The following is a 17,428-nucleotide window of genomic DNA, read 5'->3' as shown; positions in this document are numbered from 1 at the left end:
AAGTTCTTCATGATTTAGAAAGATAAACGCAGACTTGCACCAACAGATCTTGTGGCAGCATTTGCACTACCGGTTGTAGTAGCTCTGCTAACCCAATTGGTTCCTGCACCGTCTTCGGCATCTACATAAGGCAGTGTCTTGTGGAAATAGAACAGGTTCCTTCCGAAAACCGTCAGCGTTAAATTCTGCATCTTCATCCTGGCACCCAAGCGAACGGGCAGAACATATGAAAGAGAAGCTTCCCTCATTTTTATGTAATCATTATTAAATACGGCACCTTCATAAAGGCTACCGGATGCATAACCGGGCCATGAACCCCAGGTGTACGTATTCAGATAATAATTCGGGGCATCGATGATTTTAGTGTTTTTCTGACCCGCTTCTGTCATGCCGTTCAGAATCATACCGTCGTTGTAGATCTTTTCACCATTTGGACCTTTTGAGGTTCCGGTAGATACGCCAACAAAATTACCTTTTGAATCTACGTAGTAAGGCAGACCCCCGTGAGCAGCATCTCTTCCGGGCAGTGAGTTTTCATACATACCCGCACCAGTTCCATATAACAATCCGGCAGAAACAACCTGGCTACCAAAACTGTAATCCATAACAAGGTTGAGGGACAGATTTTTGTAGGCTATATTGTTTATAAAGCCACCTACAGCCTTGGGTTGGATATTCCCCGCATACACTTGCTTATCATAGTCTACGATATAATAACCATCGCCGTTAATCAGGTAATTGCCGGCAGCATCTTTTTTTCTCTTATAAATAAATATTTCCCCTGCTTTTTTGTCTTTCTCCGCCTTCACAATCAGGGATCCGTTGTCAATATTGGATAAGGTCAGATAACTCTGTCCGAGGCCTGGCATCAACGCAGTTACTTTATTTGTGTTAGCCGCGAAGTTTAGTCTGGAGTCCCAGGTTACGTTGTTAGTTTTCACAGGAGTGCCATAAAGGCTCAATTCCAAACCCGAACTTTGCATGGTACCCACATTCACGAATACGGAATTGGCCCCTGTTGAAGCAGGAATGGAAAGAGGAAGGATCTGATTGACTATCTTGTCACGGTACCAGGTAAAATCAAAACCCAACCGGTTATTGAGGAACCTGTTTTCCCAACCCAGTTCGATATCATCTTTTCTCTCGTTTTTCAATTTTTCATTCCCGTAATTGTTTGGGGGATAAAGCGTGGGAATTCCCTGCGCGTTGCCCGCGTTGAATACAACGTTTGCCTGGTAAGGGCCGGGTGGATTACCAACAGTTCCCCAGCTTGCTCTCAGTTTACTATAGGTAAAGAAAGTGGGCAACTTAACAGCGTTGCTAAGTTCGAATGCTCCGCTTACGCCACCATAATAATAGGTATTGAAATCCGGATGCAGCGTTGAAGATCTTTCCTGTCTTACTGTACCTTCTATGAAAAGGAAATTATTGAAGTCAAAGTTAAGGATACCAAATAGACCGTCTTTTACCAGTTTTCTTCTGGACGAAGAACCGGAGGGCGGCGAAGTTTTGGATGCATTCAGGCTAAACCAGTTTTCGGTGGTTAGTCCATCTCTCGTGCCCGCACTATTGTACCTGTAATCTTCCACCCGGGCCTGGTAACCCACGGACGGAGATACAGTCAACTTATCAGTAATCTTTCCCTGGTAGGACAAGAGCAGATCACCATAAGTGAACATATACCTGTTTTGGGTTGTTCCGTAATAGCCGGAAGCTCCAAATGACAGGGGTTGAGTACTTCTTTGTTTTTGTTCCTGAAAATAACTTGTGAAATCGTTTCCATATCTACCGCGTAATGTCAACCCTGGCATTATTTTATAGTTCAGGGTCATAGAATTGATCAAGCGGTTGGTGCTTTCATCGTAGCTGTTTGCCAGTTGATTCCATAAAAAGTCCAGGAAATCATATCCCCGGATATGGTACTTTAATCTTTCATCAGGATCGAGGTTTGAGTTATAGCTTACCCATTTATATCCTTTCGTTGTCTGATATTTGTTCAGGTAAACATCCCAGCGGTCAGCGGGGCTTATAAAGCCACCGTAGTTATTGGTCAGGAAATACACCTGCCTGGGTCTGTTATGGACTTTTTCATTGATATAGGTAGAGATCAAATCAAAAGTCAGGTTCTTGGCAATATTGTAAGAAGTGTTCAGGTTAAACGTATTCTTTTGCTGATCGCCGCCAATCTGGATGCCTTTGTAGTCGTTCCTTGTATAGGAGAAGCGGTAATTATAATTCGTTGACGAGTTGCTGATGGCAATGTTTGCATTGGTGTTATTGCCTGTGCGGTAGAATTTTTTCCAGATGGTACCCTGCGGAGAATAAGATCTCATCTGGCCGTCCCACCAATACACATTTTGTCCGTCCATTTTTGGACCAAATTGGGCATAAGCTCTGAAAATGGGCCGTATTACCTGTTTGCCGTCAACGGTCAGATGTATGAATCCCTCGTCGTCGGAACCGAAAGAATTTACGTTTGTCCCCCGGTCGTACCCTGGCCCGAATTCATTTTGATAACCTTTGGGGATATAAGCTTCTTCGAGGCTTCCGGTTAGGTTTACATCCACGCCCAGACCTTTTTTCAAACCTTTTCCACTCTTGGTGGTAATCACGATGACGCCGAAATTGGCATCTGAGCCATAGACCGCTGAGGCGGCGGCGCCTTTGAGAATGTTGATGCTTTCGATGTTTTCAGGGTTGATGTCCAGCAGACCATTTCCGTTTATTTTTTGGTTACCGCCCCAGTACCCTTCGTTGTTTGCATCTCCGTTCCTGACTACAACGCCATCGACTACTAATAGAGGCTGTGACTGCCCTGTAATTGAGGACAGCCCTCTGATCTGGATCGCAACTGCGCTGGTCGCCCCACCCGGGTTCGTATTGATCTATACCCCGGGAGCCTTACCATAGAGTGCAGATGCAAAGTTTGTAGGTGCTGATTTGATAATATCCCTGGAGGTGAGGGTTGTAGTTGCATAACCGAGTTTCCGTTGTTCCCTGCGGATACCCAAGGCGGTCACAACCACACCTTCCAATTGATCTTCGCTTTTCTTCATCGTGACAGATACGCGGCTTTGCGTGCCAATATTCACGGTTTGAGTCTGATAACCTACGTAACTGAACTGAACAGACGTGTTGTTGTTTCTGACAGTTACCGAGAAGGTGCCCGTTTCGTTGGTCGTACCTCCGGCATTCAGACCCACGAGCGTATACGAAACACCGGCCAGTGGTGTCCCCTGTTCATCAGTCACTGTTCCGGTAACGGTTCTTTGCTGTGCATACGTTAACGTTGCAACGCAAATAAACAGCACTGAAAACAGTAGTTTTTGCAATACTTGATTCATATTTGTGCATTTTGAATTAGGAAATTATTTGTCCAAAGTGGAAGAATTTGTTTTGTTTTTAGGGATCCGGCACCATCGGGGGTACACATATATCCCGCCTCCCGGCAGCGGGAAACGATCTGCAAACTTTACTACCATAAAACCAATCCGGGCCCAGGGAACCGATTTTTACGTCATTTGTCTGGACCGCTCTGGAGTCGTTTGAATTTTTTCATAATTATCCATGGCCAACGCGGCTGCGCCAATCAGCTCCGCAGTTTGACCAATCGTGGATATTTTTATCTCCGCGTGTTCCGCTATTTTCGGAATACAGTGTTCATTGATCGCTTGTTGAATCGGTGCAATCCACACTTTACCCGCGAGCGATCCCCGGCCACTGATGACGATCAGTTCAGGATTCAGCAAATGTATAAGGATGGCTACGCCCCGTCCAATGTTATATGCCGATTCCGACAATACTTCAATGGAAAATTTGTCACCTTTTCTGGCTGCCTCAATAATCCTTTTGGCAGCATCTTCATAATCTGTTTCAGAAATATCACTGACGAGTGTTGGCCCGCCATCTTTCAATTTGGCTATTGCCTTCTGGGCGACCACGATGAGTGACGTTTCTGTTTCGAGACAACCGTACTTGCCGCAGGTACAGAGTTTGTGATTGTCGAAAATTGGGATATGGCTAAACTCGCCCGCGAAGCCATCGTGTCCCCTGAAAAGCTTTCCATCGGAAATGATGCCGAGACCTACTCCCCAGCCGATGTTGATGACCATGACCTGTTGCTTTTTCCTGGCAACTCCCCATTTCAGTTCTGCCAGGGCGATCAGGCTGGAATCGTTGTCAATGAACACCGGAATGCTTAATGCTGCTTCAATATTTGAAACAATGGTTCCGTCGGTAACCGGCAAGAAGCTGTAGTTGACGCCTTTGACGGCATCCACAAAACCGGGCATTCCTATTCCAATGGCCAAAACTTTCTTGACCGGAATTTCATGATCAGTTATAAATGAGCTGATCATCTCGGTTAGTTCCTGCAACGCGTCAGGGTTGTTAGCCAGCGTCAGGTCAAACGCGCCAATTTCACCTTCAATTTCATTCTGATCATTGATCAATGCGATTCTGGTGATCAGTTGATCCATGGCAACCGCTATGAGGTAAAAAGTTCCCTTTTTCAGGCCGAACATCAGGGGCCGTCTGCCTCCGCTGGATTGCGCATATCCTTTTTCTACAACTATTCCTTCCCTGACCAGTTCGTCTACGTACTTGGTTATCAGGGGAAGGCTTTTACCAGTCAACTCGCTGAGTTCAGGGCAAGACAAATCCTTATGGTAGAATAAGTTTCTGATTATCAGTTTTTGCAACTTGTTCTTCTTGATCAACATATACCTTGACATGTTTGAGGAGTATTAACAGAAAGTAAAGTTAAAGTGAATTATTAATTATCAAAATTTTTTCTTAAATAAATTAAGAAGTATTTGCACAGATGTAGTTAGTCCTGATAGATAAGAAAAATTTTACCAAGTTTAATGTTTGGTCAAAAGGTCCGTATTTGACAGGCCAGTGTCTAAAGCAGCATACTTAAAAGCGATGTGCATGGAAGTGCATTAATATATATATAACATTGATGAATAAGGATATATGACAAAAGGAGCGTAATAGGATAGATCGGCGATATATAAGTTTCAACGGTAGTTAGATTTGAATGAGGACTTAAAGAGTGAAGATTTATACACTATGAGTTGTTTATAATATTATGAACAAGTTGTGAATAAATAATAATAAAGAAAAGTTAGTAAATAAATTATAAATGGCTTTTCGGTACTTATAAGCTTCTACAGAATGAGTCAGGTTGGCCGAAGCGCACCGAAGTGCTGCGGATAATAAAATAGGCGCCCAAATTAGTTTTGCTCCTTAGGAATAGCCGGTTCCCGCAAACATGAACTCCGTTCTGAACTAAAACATTGGGTATCAATTATCCAGACTTTGATAAACAGAAATCCTGCCTCGTGAAATATTCGATTTCCGAGCGGTTTGGCTGTTAGTTAAAAGCGGATTAGGATCAAATGAATAAAAGTTTAGGAAGATTTTAAACTTTTAAAAAAGTTACAATTATTTAATAAAACTTGTAAAACTTTTTGGTAATTCAAATTTTCCTGTATTTTTGTTAACTTTTTGTTATGTCATACTTAATAAAAATACTCAATATGGCTTGTAGCTTCCAAGGGCCATATTCTGCGGTAAAGGAACTACTAAAATTTAAATAGAATTTATGAGAACAAAGCGCCTACTATTTTTGAAAGGCTTTTTCATCTTGATCTGCCTTTCCCTGCTGCAGCAGGTCACTTTTGCACAAAACGTCATGGTATCAGGTACAGTAACTGATACCGTGGGGAACCCACTGCCCAGCGTATCCGTATCCGTTCAGGGTACCAATACCGGTACAACAACAAATGCTAGTGGACATTATTCCATAAGCGCCCCCAGGAACAGCGTCCTGATTTTTTCGTTTGTAGGTTTCAAGACCGCTCATGAAGTGGCATCTGAAGGTACACTGAACGTTAAGCTGGAGCCCGCTTCTACCACAACTATCGATGAGGTCGTAGTGGTTGCATATGGAACCCAAAAGAAAGCGAACCTCACCGGTGCTGTCTCCAGCGTCAGTGCAAAATCACTTGAATCCAGGCCGGTCTCTAACACGGGGCAGGCGCTTCAGGGTTTGATCCCGGGTCTCAATTTGAGTACAGCGGGATTGGGTGGTGAGCTGAATCAAAATCTTTCCGTCAATATCCGGGGTGGGGGTACCATCGGTTCTGGCTCCAACTCCGCACCATTGGTTCTTATAGACGGGATGGCTGGTGATATGAATGCCCTTAACATTCAGGACATTGAAAGTATCTCGGTATTGAAAGATGCCGGGTCCGCGGCTATTTACGGGTCGCGCGCACCTTTTGGCGTGATATTGATTACCACCAAAAAGGGCCGCAGTGGTAAAGCAACAATTAATTATAATAACAACCTGAGATGGACCAGCCCGCTTGGTCTGCCAAAAATGCTGGATTCCTATCGTTTTGCTTTGTATTGGAATGAAGCAGCTCAAAATGACGGGGAAGGCGCTAAATTCAGCCAGAATATATTAGACAAAATTATTGCCTATCAAAAAGGCACACTCGATTCGGGTACAACTCGCTCAGGATCCTCACTGAACTGGCCCATGTACACCGGTTCCAATGCTAACACCGACTGGTTCAAGGAACAATACAAGCCAGCCGCTTTCGCCCAGGATCATAACCTCAGCGTTAGTGGCGGTTCAGAGAAATCTCAATATTATGTGTCCGCCAATTACCTCGATCAGGGCGGTCTCTCCAGGCACGGGAATGATCATTTTAACAGGTATACCGTAACGGGGAAAATAAATTCACAGCTCAGCAACTACGTCAGGTTCGACTATACGTCCCGCTTCGTTCGTGAAGACTACAAGCGCGCAGCGCATATGTTCGACCTGTACTACCATAATATTGCCCGTCGGTGGCCAACCATACCGGTTAAAACACCTGATGGCAAATACTATTCCGATGCCAGCGAAATTGCCCAGTTAGAGCAGGGTGGCGTAAACCGGGATCAGCAGGACTGGATTTATCAGCAGGGTAAACTGACCATCACCCCCAAGAAGGGCTGGAATATCGTTGCCGACGCGAACTACCGGATAAACAATTACAACAATCACCAGGAAATATTGCCCGCTTATTCCGGTGATGTGTTGGGAAGACCAGTGCCGCTGTCTGTAGGCTGGAACTCTGCCGGATACACTTACGTATATGAATACGCCAGGAAAGAAAACTATTTTGCTTCAAACATTTATAGTGATTATGCTTTTAAGATCCGAGACAAACACGATTTTAAGGCACTGATCGGTTTTAACTCAGAACTCAATAAATATCGCACCCTCGGCGGCTCAAGGTCCGGGCTGATTACGCCGCTTGTTCCGACTATTAATACAGCGACTAATGAAAGCAAAGCTACCGAAGGTCAATATCAGCATTGGGCTACCGCAGGTTTCTTCGGCAGACTGAACTATAACTACCTGGAGCGCTATTTACTGGAAGTAAATGCCCGTTACGACGGAAGCTCCAGATTCCTTAGAGATCAAAGATGGAATCTATTCCCTTCCGTTTCTTTGGGCTGGAACATCGCAAAAGAAAATTTCTGGCCGGTGAATTGGGATATCCAGAATTTCAAATTGAGAGCTTCTTACGGAGAATTGGGTAACCAAAACACTTCCAACTGGTATCCCTTCTACCTGACTCAACCCTTCTATGTGGCAAACGGTGGGTGGCTCCTGAATGGCGATAAAACAAATACAGCATATGCACCCGGATTGATCAGTACCCTGCTTACCTGGGAAAGGGTGACCAGCAGAAACTTCGGTCTGGATGTTTCCGCTTTGCGCAACCGGTTAACTGTTAATGCCGACTACTTTGTCAGAAAAACCCTGGATATGGTAGGCCCGGCTCCCGAACTCCCGGTTATACTTGGAACCAGCGTACCAAATATCAATAACACCGATATGAAATCCTGGGGTTTTGAATTAGAAGCAAGCTGGAAAGATCGTATTGGCGACTTTGGTTATTCTGTCCGTGGAGTGTTGGCAGACGATCAACAAGAAGTAACCAATTACCCTAACCCTACCGGTAATATCGGCACCTGGTACAACGGAAGAAAAAGTGGCGAGATCTGGGGCTACACAACCATTGGTATTGCAAAGACTCAGGAAGAAATGGATGCCCACCTCGCAACAACAAAACAAAATGCAATGGGTAGTAACTGGAAAGCCGGCGACATCATGTACAAAGACATCAATGGCGATGGCAAGATTGATGGTGGTGCAGGCGTTCTGGGTAATACCGGTGATAGAACCATTATTGGTAACAGTACGCCGAGGTACCGTTACAGCCTTGACCTGGGTGCAGATTGGAAAGGATTCGACCTCCGCGTGTTTTTACAAGGTGTAGGGAAAAGAGACTGGATGCCTAATGGTCCGTACTTCTGGGGAGCATCAGGTGGCATGTGGCAATCTGCGGGTTTTGAAACTCATATGGACTATTTCAGAGACGAAAATTCCGTCATGGTGAAAGCAGGAATGGCGGATGTGAATAAGGACGCTTATTTTCCAAGGCCTTATTTCAACACGGGCAAAAACCAATATACTCAGACCAGGTATCTGCAAAACGCAGCATATCTGCGGGTGAAAAATATCCAGTTAGGATATACCCTGCCGCAGCAAATTGTATCCAAACTCACCCTTTCTAAAATCAGGTTGTACGCATCTGCTGAGAATATCTTGACATTTACTAAAATGATCAAAACATTCGATCCGGAAACAGTAGGATTGTCTGGCTGGAATGATGGCAAGACTTACCCGCTGGGTAAAATTGTCTCATTAGGTCTGAGTGTAAACTTTTAAGTAAATAAGTATATTAATCAGCATAAATATGATTAAAATGAATACATATAATAAATATGGCCAGTATTGGGCCGGACTTTTGCTGGCTGTTGTCTTCATGAGTTCGGGTTGTAATAAGTATTTAGACAGGTCCCCACTGTCTAATGTAACTCCTCAAAACTTTCTTTTGTCTGAAGCAGACCTGGGTACGTACACGGTGGCGGCTTATAGTTTTCCCACCCATGGTGGATGGGGAGCCGGCACCTTCAGTATCGATAACAACACAGATAACCAGGCGTCAACGGATTATTCAACCCGCTGGGCACCCGGCGAATGGCGCGTTCCGCAAAGTGGTGGAAACTGGAACTTCGGTGCAATCCGGAATATCAATTACTTCCTTGAGACCGTACTGCCAAGATGGAAAGCTGGCGGAATTTCCGGTATTAAAACAAATATTGACCATTACATTGGCGAAGCTTATTTTCTGAGGGCCTATGAATATTTCAATAAGATCCAGGCATTTGGCGATTTCCCGATCGTCAAAAGTACACTCCCCGATGAAATGCTGGCCCTTACGGATGCTTCAAAGCGGAGGCCCCGTAATGAAGTGGCTCGTTTCGTAATCAGTGACCTGGATTCAGCGATTTCATTATTGCAGACGGCTCCTCCGAACGGTAAAAACCGTATTTCCAAGAATGTCGCGCTTTTGCTGAAATCCAGGGTTGGCCTGCATGAAGGAAGCTGGCTAACTTACCACAAGGGTACGGCTTTTGTTCCGGGAGGCCCAGGATGGCCAGGCACGGGAAAGGTGGCGAATTTTTCTATTAACATCGACAGGGAAATCGACTATTTCCTGACTCAGGCCATGGACGCCGCTTCTAAAGTAGCCGATGCTGTTTCTCTGGTAAATAACACAAAAGACGATGGGTTTAACTCTTCAGCTAATCCTTATTTCTCCATGTTCTCTGATCTTAGTATGGAAAAATATCCTGAAGTACTTTTGTGGCGCGCTTATGATGCAACAAAGGGAATCAACCATAATGTGAATCACTACATCAATCAAAATGGTGCAAATACCGGGTACACCAGGGGATTTGTGGATAATTTTCTGATGGCAAACGGCCTGCCAATTTACGCACCAGGATCCGGATACCAGGGAGATGATTCCGTGCAACTCGTAAAGACCGGGCGGGACAACAGGTTACAATTGTTTATGAAGGCCCCGGGCGAACTGCGATATACGGACAGTAAAGATCTGGATGGAAACAACATTCTGGAAATCAACCCGGACATTCTGGGAATTCCGGAAGTTCGTTACGTTACGGGATATCCTGTCAAGAAAGGCCTATCTTACCTCACCGCACAATCCGTTGGTAGCGCGGGTAGTACAGGTTCTATTGTGTTCAGAGCTGTGGAAGCTTACCTGAACTATATTGAAGCTTCATACCTGAAAACGGGTTCGATTGATGGGAAGGCTGATCAGTATTGGAAGGCCATCCGTAACAGGGCAGGGGTAGATCCCGATTATACAAAGACTATTGCGGCTACCAATATGGCAGAGGAAGCAAAAAATGATTTCGCCGCTTATTCAAAGGGTGTGCTGCTTACCGACAAAACCCTCTATAACATTCGCAGAGAAAGGAGGAGTGAGTTGATGGCCGAGGGATTGCGCTATTTCGATTTAAAAAGATGGCGTGCACTCGATCAGTTGAAATCGAGCCCTTATATTATCGAAGGATTAAAACTCTGGGGTCCCATGCAGAACTGGTATAAAAATGCAAATGGGAGCAGTCAGCTCATTGAAGCAGGTACCGCTGGAAAAACTGCAAACGTGTCAAAAAGATCTGAAAGCTTGTATTTGCGGCCCTATCGGATCAACCTGACATCCAGCAACCTCATCCTGAATGGCTATAGCTGGGCTTATGCACATTACCTTGAGCCGATCGCAATACAACATTTCCTGATCACGGCAACCACGCCGTCTGACCCAACAACATCGGTTATTTATCAGAATCCTTATTGGCCAACTGAGGCTAATTTGGGTGCCACTCAATAAGAGGTCACTATTCACACTTGAAAGGTCGTTCTGTTCTGGGACGACCTTCATTTTATCTGCTCAGTATAATGTAGGCTATCTTTGGGAGCCATCAGGACATTCAAATTATTACTAAATAAATATTCTATGAGAAAAAGAAATTTTTTGGTAATTCTGTTGTTCGCTGCAATGTCAGTCAGTGCACAAACAACATTACCAATCATACCTAAACCGGTTTCTCTCGTACAAAATGACGGAAGTTTTAATATCGATGCAAGAACATCTCTTCAGTTTTCAGCTGACAAAGATCTGCAGGCAGCAGCCAGATTTTTTGCGGCAATCATCAAAGATATTTCCGGTATAACACTGAGAATGAATCAGGGTGGGGACAGACAGGTCGTTTTAAGAATTGACAAATCAAAAGTTCCTCAACCCGAAGGTTATCTGCTGGCGGTAACTCCACAGCGGATTACGATTACCGCCCATTCCAGGCAGGGGATTCTTTATGGTTTTCAAACAATACTTCAGACATTGCCTGCCATCCGGACCAATGCGGCACTGCAGGTGCCATGCATGGAGGTAACGGATTACCCGCGCTTCAGTTGGAGAGGCATGCACCTGGATGTGTGCAGACATTTCTTTTCGCCTGAAACTGTAAAGGAATATATAGATTTACTGGCCAAATACAAACTCAATACCTTTCACTGGCACCTGGCAGATGATCAGGGTTGGAGACTGGAAATAAAAAAGTATCCGCGCCTGACGTCAGTTGGAGCATGGCGGGTGGACAGAACCGACAAAGACTGGGGTAGCCGGGAAATTGCTAAGGACGGTGAAAAGCCCACTTATGGCGGATTCTACACCCAACAACAGGTTAGGGAGATTGTAGCTTATGCTGCTGAGCGTGGTGTGACGGTAGTGCCGGAGATCGAAATGCCGGCACATGCGGAATCAGCGATTGCCGCGTATCCGCAATTATCCTGCATACAGAAACTGCAAACGGTTCTGCCGGGCGGGATCTATCCGCCTGATTTTCAAACGAGCTATTGCGCGGGTAATGAAGAGGTGTTCAAGTTCCTGCAAGATGTGCTGACAGAGACAATGGCTTTGTTTCCTTCCAAATATATTCATATTGGCGGAGACGAGCTGGACAAGTCGTTCTGGCAAAAATGTCCAAAATGCCAGCATCGTATGAAAACAGAGGGGCTTAAAAATGTGGATGAACTGCAAAGCTATTTTATCAAACGAATGGAGAAGTTTGTCAATGCTAAAGGACGCCAGATTATTGGCTGGGATGAGATATTGGAAGGGGGGCTGGCTCCGGAAGCGACAGTCATGAGCTGGCGCGGCGAATCCGGTGGCATCGCTGCTGCCAAAATGGGGCATGATGTTATTATGACGCCCGGTGACCCGCTTTACTTTGACCATTACCAGGCGGGACCGCAGGGAGAACCGGCAGGATTTGGAGGATTTAACCCGCTGAAGAAAGTATATGACTATAATCCGGTACCCAAAGAACTGAACGCGGGCCAGGCAAAACATATACTGGGAGCCCAGGCCAATTTATGGACCGAATACATTACAACGCGTGAGCAGGTAGAATACATGGTATTGCCGCGGATGGCGGCGTTAGCTGAGTTGGACTGGACACCACTGGAGCAAAAGGATTTTTTGGGATTCAGGCAAAGACTCAAATCTCATTTCACAGCCTATGGGCAGTTGGGTTACCGATACTCAAAAGGAAACTATACCGTGGCGATCAAACCCCTAATCCAGGATGGTAAACTCAGTGTGCAACTCAGTTCTGAAATGCCCGATGTTGAAATACATTACACGACTGATGGAAGTTTCCCAGGGGCCGACAGCAAAAAGTACACATCACCTATTGAAATTAGTACATCAGTAGTTGTGAAGGCTGTCACCACGGAAAACGGCAGGGTCATGGTTGTGGAGCCCGCCAGTCAGGCTTTTGTGATGCACAAAGCTGTAGGAAGTAAGGTGACATACGTCAATCCTGTAAGCAATTATTATCAGGCTGATGGTCCGAATTCGTTGGTGGATGGTATTCGCGGGACTTATGCTGTTGGAAAGTACTGGCATGGTTTCAGCGGAAAAGATCTGGTAGCCACGGTAGATATGGGTACATCAAAAAGCATCGGGAAAATTACCTTGGGTTGCCTTCAACATTACAGGGACTGGATATTCCTGCCGACTGATGTAAAGTTTGAAATATCAAATGACGGAACAAATTTCAAAGAGGTTGGTAGCGTTCAAAATACTATTTCACCAAAAGAAACCAATCCGCAGATCAAGGATTTTAGCGTAAATTTTCCCGGAGAGACAGTTAGGTTTATCAGGGTAACTGCAAAGATACTGCCCACTGCTCCCAAGGGTCACCCTGGTGAGGGCAAGCCGGTATGGATATTTGCGGATGAGATTATCGCGGAATAAGCTAAGACAAGGGTTTAAGCTTCACGATAAACTTATGAGTGTTACCGGTTGCGGTTTCGGTCGTTTAACTGAAAGCAACCGGTAACTTATTGTTGGAGGAGTTTTTTTGCATATTCTGTGGGCGACATGTTGAACTGCTTATGAAAATTTCTTCCCAGTTGGGTGAGTGAATTGTAGCCAACCTTATCGGCAATTTCATATATTTTCGCCTGTCCTTTACTCAGCAACTCTACGGCTTTTTTCAGCCTGGAGATATTTATCATTTCATTTGGTGAGAGGTTAGAAATAGACTTTATCTTTCTGTAAAGAGTGGGCCTGCTCACATTCATGAGGTTTGCCAGGAGGTCAACGTCCAGCAGCGTATTTTCAATATTCTCTTCAATATGCTTTTGAAGGACTTCCAGAAAATCTTCATCCAATTTGGAGTGTGCAATTGACTGAATATCCACAGATGGTGATTTTGCAAAATATTCTTTCAGTTTATTACGATTATTAAGCAGGCTTACGATCTGTGCTTTCAGATGTTGCGGAGAAAACGGTTTTTCAATATATGCGTCGGCCCCCGAATTCAGGCCCTCAATTTTCGATTGAATGGAATTTTTTGCGGTCAGGAGTATGATCGGAATATGACTGTATTCAAAGTCGGATTTCAGCTGACTACATAATTCGAGGCCATCGATGCCCGGCATCATAATGTCACTGATTATCAGGTTTACGGGGCATTTCCGCATTTTCGCGAGGGCTTCGCTTGCATTGTAGCTGGTGATTACTTCATAAGTATCGCATAGGTCATTTACCAGGAATTCTACAACTTCCCCGTTATCATCAATGACCAATAATGAGGGTTTTTCAGTTTTTGACATAGTCGATTATTCGGTTATACATTATTTGTTTTTTGTTTTTCCTTTCCGTCAATAGGGATGAATAGTACAAACCTGTTATAGCCGTCCCGCGTGAAAAGGTTTAGTGTCCCGTGGTGAAGTTCTGCAAGTGAACGGGCTAAGGCCAGGCCGATTCCCGATCCTTTGGCCTTTGTGTTATCCGGCATTCTGAAAAATGGCTCAAATATTTTTTCATGATATTCTGGCGGAATCGGCGGTCCGTCATTTTGAAACTCGATGGTAAGGCAATCTTCTGTGGTGGGTATATTTACCCCTACTTTTCTAAATCCGTATTTGATCGAGTTATCCAGGAGGTTACTTACAATTTTTGTGAAAGCCTCTCTATCTACTCTGGCCTTCGTAGGTTGGTTTGAGAGCGAAAAACTTAATTCAATTCCTTTTTTCTCGGCGGTCGCGCTAAAACCCAGGAACACCTGTCGCAATAATTCAGGAATATTCGTGTCTTCCAAATTAAGCGGATAATTTTCAGATTCAATTTTTCTGAAATCAAGTAACTGATTAGTGAGTGAAAGAAGGCGGTCTGTATTGCGCTCTATAGAATGCAAATAATTTGCAAGTTGTGGCAATGAATCCTTATGTTCGAGGATCTTTTCAACCGGTGCTTTAATGAGCGTTAGCGGTGTTCTGATTTCATGGGCGACACGTGTAAAGAAACTTATTTTCGATGCGCTCAGCTCTTTTTCTTTGGCAATTTCAAAGAGCATCATTTTTCGCTGATTTTTTTCTGTTTGCCTACTATGGTAATACCGGAAGCCCAGGTATATTAGACCTGCAAAAGTTAACACGTATAAGAAATATGCGATATTGGTACGCCATAGTGGGGGAAGAATTTCAATGAATAGTTGTTTTTCATTGTTTGCCCATTGACCCGAAGTATCAGTCGATTTGATTGAGAACACGTATTCGCCTGGATGAAGATTTGTAAAATAGACTCGCCTGTTAGTAGAAGGTTGTGTCCAGTAATTATCCAGTCCGGCCATTTTATAAGCGAATTCAATTTTGTCTGAAGCGCTATAACTTAATCCTGCAAAATCAATACTGAATGTGGATTGATTGTGGTTTAGTTTTATCTGAGGGGCCAACAAAATTGATTTGAGAAAGGGTGCTTCGGGAGAATTTGATGTTGCATCTTTATTGTGGATCTGAAAACCTGTGAAATAAATGGGTGGTGTGAATTTGATCTCATCGTGTAAATATGGATTAAATCTTATCATGCCCTTAAGACTTCCCGCGTAGATCCAGAAATCGTCATCCTTAAACAGGGATTGGTGATTAAATTGTTCTGAAAGTAGCCCGTCATCTTTTTGAAAAACGCGCACTGTGCCTGTTTCGTGATCTATTTTCGCCAGTCCGTTCGAAGTGGTAGCCCAGATATTCCGTAGCGTATCCTCAGTCAGGGTGTAAATAAGATGGCTTGGGAGCCCATCATTTTCTGAAATTTTCCTGGCGCCATTTTTTCCGATTTTGTAGAGTCCTTCTTCTGTAGAAACCCATAAATAATTGTCACTATCCTTCAAAATATATAGTATCCGGCTTTCCTGCAATAGGTCGGATCCATTCCTCATGACTCGTAATCGTTTGAAATTGCCTTTGTCAAGAAAAAATAATCCACTGTTGTGTGTACCTACCCAAAGAGTTCTGTTCCTGTCTTCATAAATTGCTGAATAAAATTCGTTCAGGGGGAGCTGACTGATCAGATGGAATTGACCTTTAGTTGGTTCAAATTGATAGAGGCCGCGCGAAGTACAAATATAAATATCTCCACGATTTGTTTTATAGATGGCATTGATGTAATTACTTTTCAGTGTCGTGTTGGTTTCGCCTGCCATGTAATGGGCAATAACTTTTTCGGTTCTCAGGTCCATCACGTCAAGTCCGTTTTCAAATGTGCCAATATAAAGCCAGTTTCCGTCTGCCAGGAGCCCGTGTATATTGGTATGTGAAATGCAGCCGTCACCGCCGGGTTTAAAATGCCTGAAAGTTTGGCTGACCGGATCAAATTTATTCAGGCCCTCATCTTCGGTTCCAATCCACAGGTTGCCATTTATGTCTTTTGTTATTTCTCTGATAATGTTTCCCCGAATCGAGTTACTTTGTGCCTGGGGAAAAAATTTTTCAAAATACTCACCATTAAGTGAGAAATAGTTAATCCCTCCGAAATAAGTACCTACCCACATTCCTGATTCTCTGTCCCTGCACAAAGTGTAAATTGCATTATCACTGATAGCAAAGGGGTTATTCGTGTTTTTCCGGATACACGTGGCCATACGTTTTGATATTTTATATCTATACAGCCCGCTTTCGGTTGCAAACAAATAATCATCCCTGGAAAAACGATTGATATCTCTCACAAAGAGTCCTGCGCTTTTTCCCGATTCATCGAAGAAAGGAGCGAACCGGCCGGATTTGAGATCAAAACTGAAGACACCGTCTTTCGATGTACCCAGGAGTAGGAATCCTTCGCCGGTGTCAAATATTTTCTCAATGGAATTACCGGCATTTTTTAATATAAATGTAGTGAATGAGTTTTCTGACTTATTAAATACGGAGATAGCTCCTTTGGATGTACCAAACCACAGTCTGCCTGACTTTGCCTTCAGGATCGCGGTAACATTCCTTAAGGGGTAATAAAGTATTTGTTTACTAACTGTATTGTAGCGATAAAGATTCCCGCCCTCAGAGAACCATATGCCGCCATCCAAGTCGTCTTCTATGGCACGGATAGACATTCCGAGCGTGCCAGGCAGACGTGTAAATTTTTCTCCTGCAACATCATACTGGAATATTCCCTTAGCGGTGCCAATCCACAGCCATCCCTTTGCATCTTCGTGCAGGTATTCAATGGCATTGCTACCAATACTGCTACCATCTTTTTCGTTGTGCCTGAATATTTTAAAGTTCCTGCCATCATACCTGTTAAGTCCATCAGCTGTGCCAAACCACAAAAAGCCCATTTTATCCTGGAGAGAGCAGATAACAGAATTATGAGACAACCCGTCTTCTACCTGATATTGCCTGAAATAAACCGGCTGGCTGTGAAGGCGGTTTGCAAGCAGCAGGAGAATAGCAACAATCCTGTATTTAAAATTGAGATGGTTCAAAGCATTTACTCATGTAAAAATACACAAGCACGGCAAATTAGACTTGATTGATACAAAAAGATGAAACATTGATACGATTTGTATTAACATTTCTTTAAGATATGGATAGTTTTGCTCCCGCAAATGATTTAGTTGAGTTAGAGTATCTGCTTAAAGAACG

General features: G+C 44.0%; 8 protein-coding genes. 3 read left to right on the top strand and 5 right to left on the bottom strand.

Annotation, left to right across the window (positions count from 1 at the left end; translation table 11 throughout):
• Positions 1-14: 14 nt before the first annotated feature.
• From AC3WS5_RS07020 to AC3WS5_RS07010, 3 genes are all read right to left on the bottom strand, one after another.
• A complete protein-coding gene (locus AC3WS5_RS07020; protein WP_492467448.1) occupies positions 15-2,885 on the bottom strand; it encodes a TonB-dependent receptor plug domain-containing protein in 2,871 nt (956 codons plus the stop codon).
• The gene (locus tag AC3WS5_RS07015) at positions 2,886-3,344 is read right to left on the bottom strand and encodes a carboxypeptidase-like regulatory domain-containing protein (RefSeq protein ID WP_492466561.1); all 459 of its coding nucleotides are present in this window, start codon (positions 3,342-3,344) and stop codon (positions 2,886-2,888) included.
• Positions 3,345-3,512: 168 nt separating this feature from the next.
• Entirely contained in the window at positions 3,513-4,733 is a 1,221-nt protein-coding gene (locus tag AC3WS5_RS07010; protein WP_492466560.1) for an ROK family transcriptional regulator, read from the bottom strand.
• 875 nt (positions 4,734-5,608) lie between these two features.
• Between AC3WS5_RS07010 and AC3WS5_RS07005 the strand changes: the two genes are divergently transcribed.
• The 3 genes from AC3WS5_RS07005 (at position 5,609) to AC3WS5_RS06995 (ending at position 13,265) form a co-directional block, all read left to right on the top strand.
• Positions 5,609-8,800 carry a SusC/RagA family TonB-linked outer membrane protein gene (locus tag AC3WS5_RS07005; protein WP_492466559.1) on the top strand — a complete coding sequence of 1,064 codons (3,192 nt, stop codon included), beginning with the start codon at positions 5,609-5,611 and terminating at the stop codon, positions 8,798-8,800.
• 37 nt (positions 8,801-8,837) lie between these two features.
• On the top strand, positions 8,838-10,835 hold the full coding sequence (locus AC3WS5_RS07000; RefSeq protein WP_492466558.1) for a RagB/SusD family nutrient uptake outer membrane protein: 1,998 nt from the start codon (positions 8,838-8,840) through the stop codon (positions 10,833-10,835).
• 126 nt (positions 10,836-10,961) lie between these two features.
• A complete protein-coding gene (locus AC3WS5_RS06995) occupies positions 10,962-13,265 on the top strand; it encodes a glycoside hydrolase family 20 protein (protein WP_492466557.1) in 2,304 nt (767 codons plus the stop codon).
• Positions 13,266-13,351: 86 nt separating this feature from the next.
• On the opposite strand, the gene AC3WS5_RS06990 is transcribed toward AC3WS5_RS06995, so the two are convergent.
• Both AC3WS5_RS06990 and AC3WS5_RS06985 read right to left on the bottom strand, forming a co-directional pair.
• Positions 13,352-14,128 (bottom strand): response regulator, encoded by a 777-nt coding sequence (locus tag AC3WS5_RS06990; protein ID WP_492466556.1) that lies wholly within the window; start codon positions 14,126-14,128, stop codon positions 13,352-13,354.
• Between the two features lie 14 nt (positions 14,129-14,142).
• A complete protein-coding gene (locus tag AC3WS5_RS06985) occupies positions 14,143-17,268 on the bottom strand; it encodes a ligand-binding sensor domain-containing protein (RefSeq protein ID WP_492466554.1) in 3,126 nt (1,041 codons plus the stop codon).
• Positions 17,269-17,428 lie beyond the last annotated feature (160 nt).

It is taken from the genome of Niabella sp. CPT15-335-S11 (genome assembly GCF_058792415.1).
This window is presented reverse-complemented; position numbering and strand designations above follow the sequence as displayed.

Coding starts and splice junctions, on each gene's coding strand:
- AC3WS5_RS07015 (WP_492466561.1), bottom strand. CDS start 3,344: ATGAATCAAGTATTGCAAAAACTACTGTTTTCAGTGCTGTTTATTTGC.
- AC3WS5_RS07010 (WP_492466560.1), bottom strand. CDS start 4,733: ATGTCAAGGTATATGTTGATCAAGAAGAACAAGTTGCAAAAACTGATA.
- AC3WS5_RS07005 (WP_492466559.1), top strand. CDS start 5,609: ATGAGAACAAAGCGCCTACTATTTTTGAAAGGCTTTTTCATCTTGATC.
- AC3WS5_RS07000 (WP_492466558.1), top strand. CDS start 8,838: ATGAATACATATAATAAATATGGCCAGTATTGGGCCGGACTTTTGCTG.
- AC3WS5_RS06995 (WP_492466557.1), top strand. CDS start 10,962: ATGAGAAAAAGAAATTTTTTGGTAATTCTGTTGTTCGCTGCAATGTCA.
- AC3WS5_RS06990 (WP_492466556.1), bottom strand. CDS start 14,128: ATGTCAAAAACTGAAAAACCCTCATTATTGGTCATTGATGATAACGGG.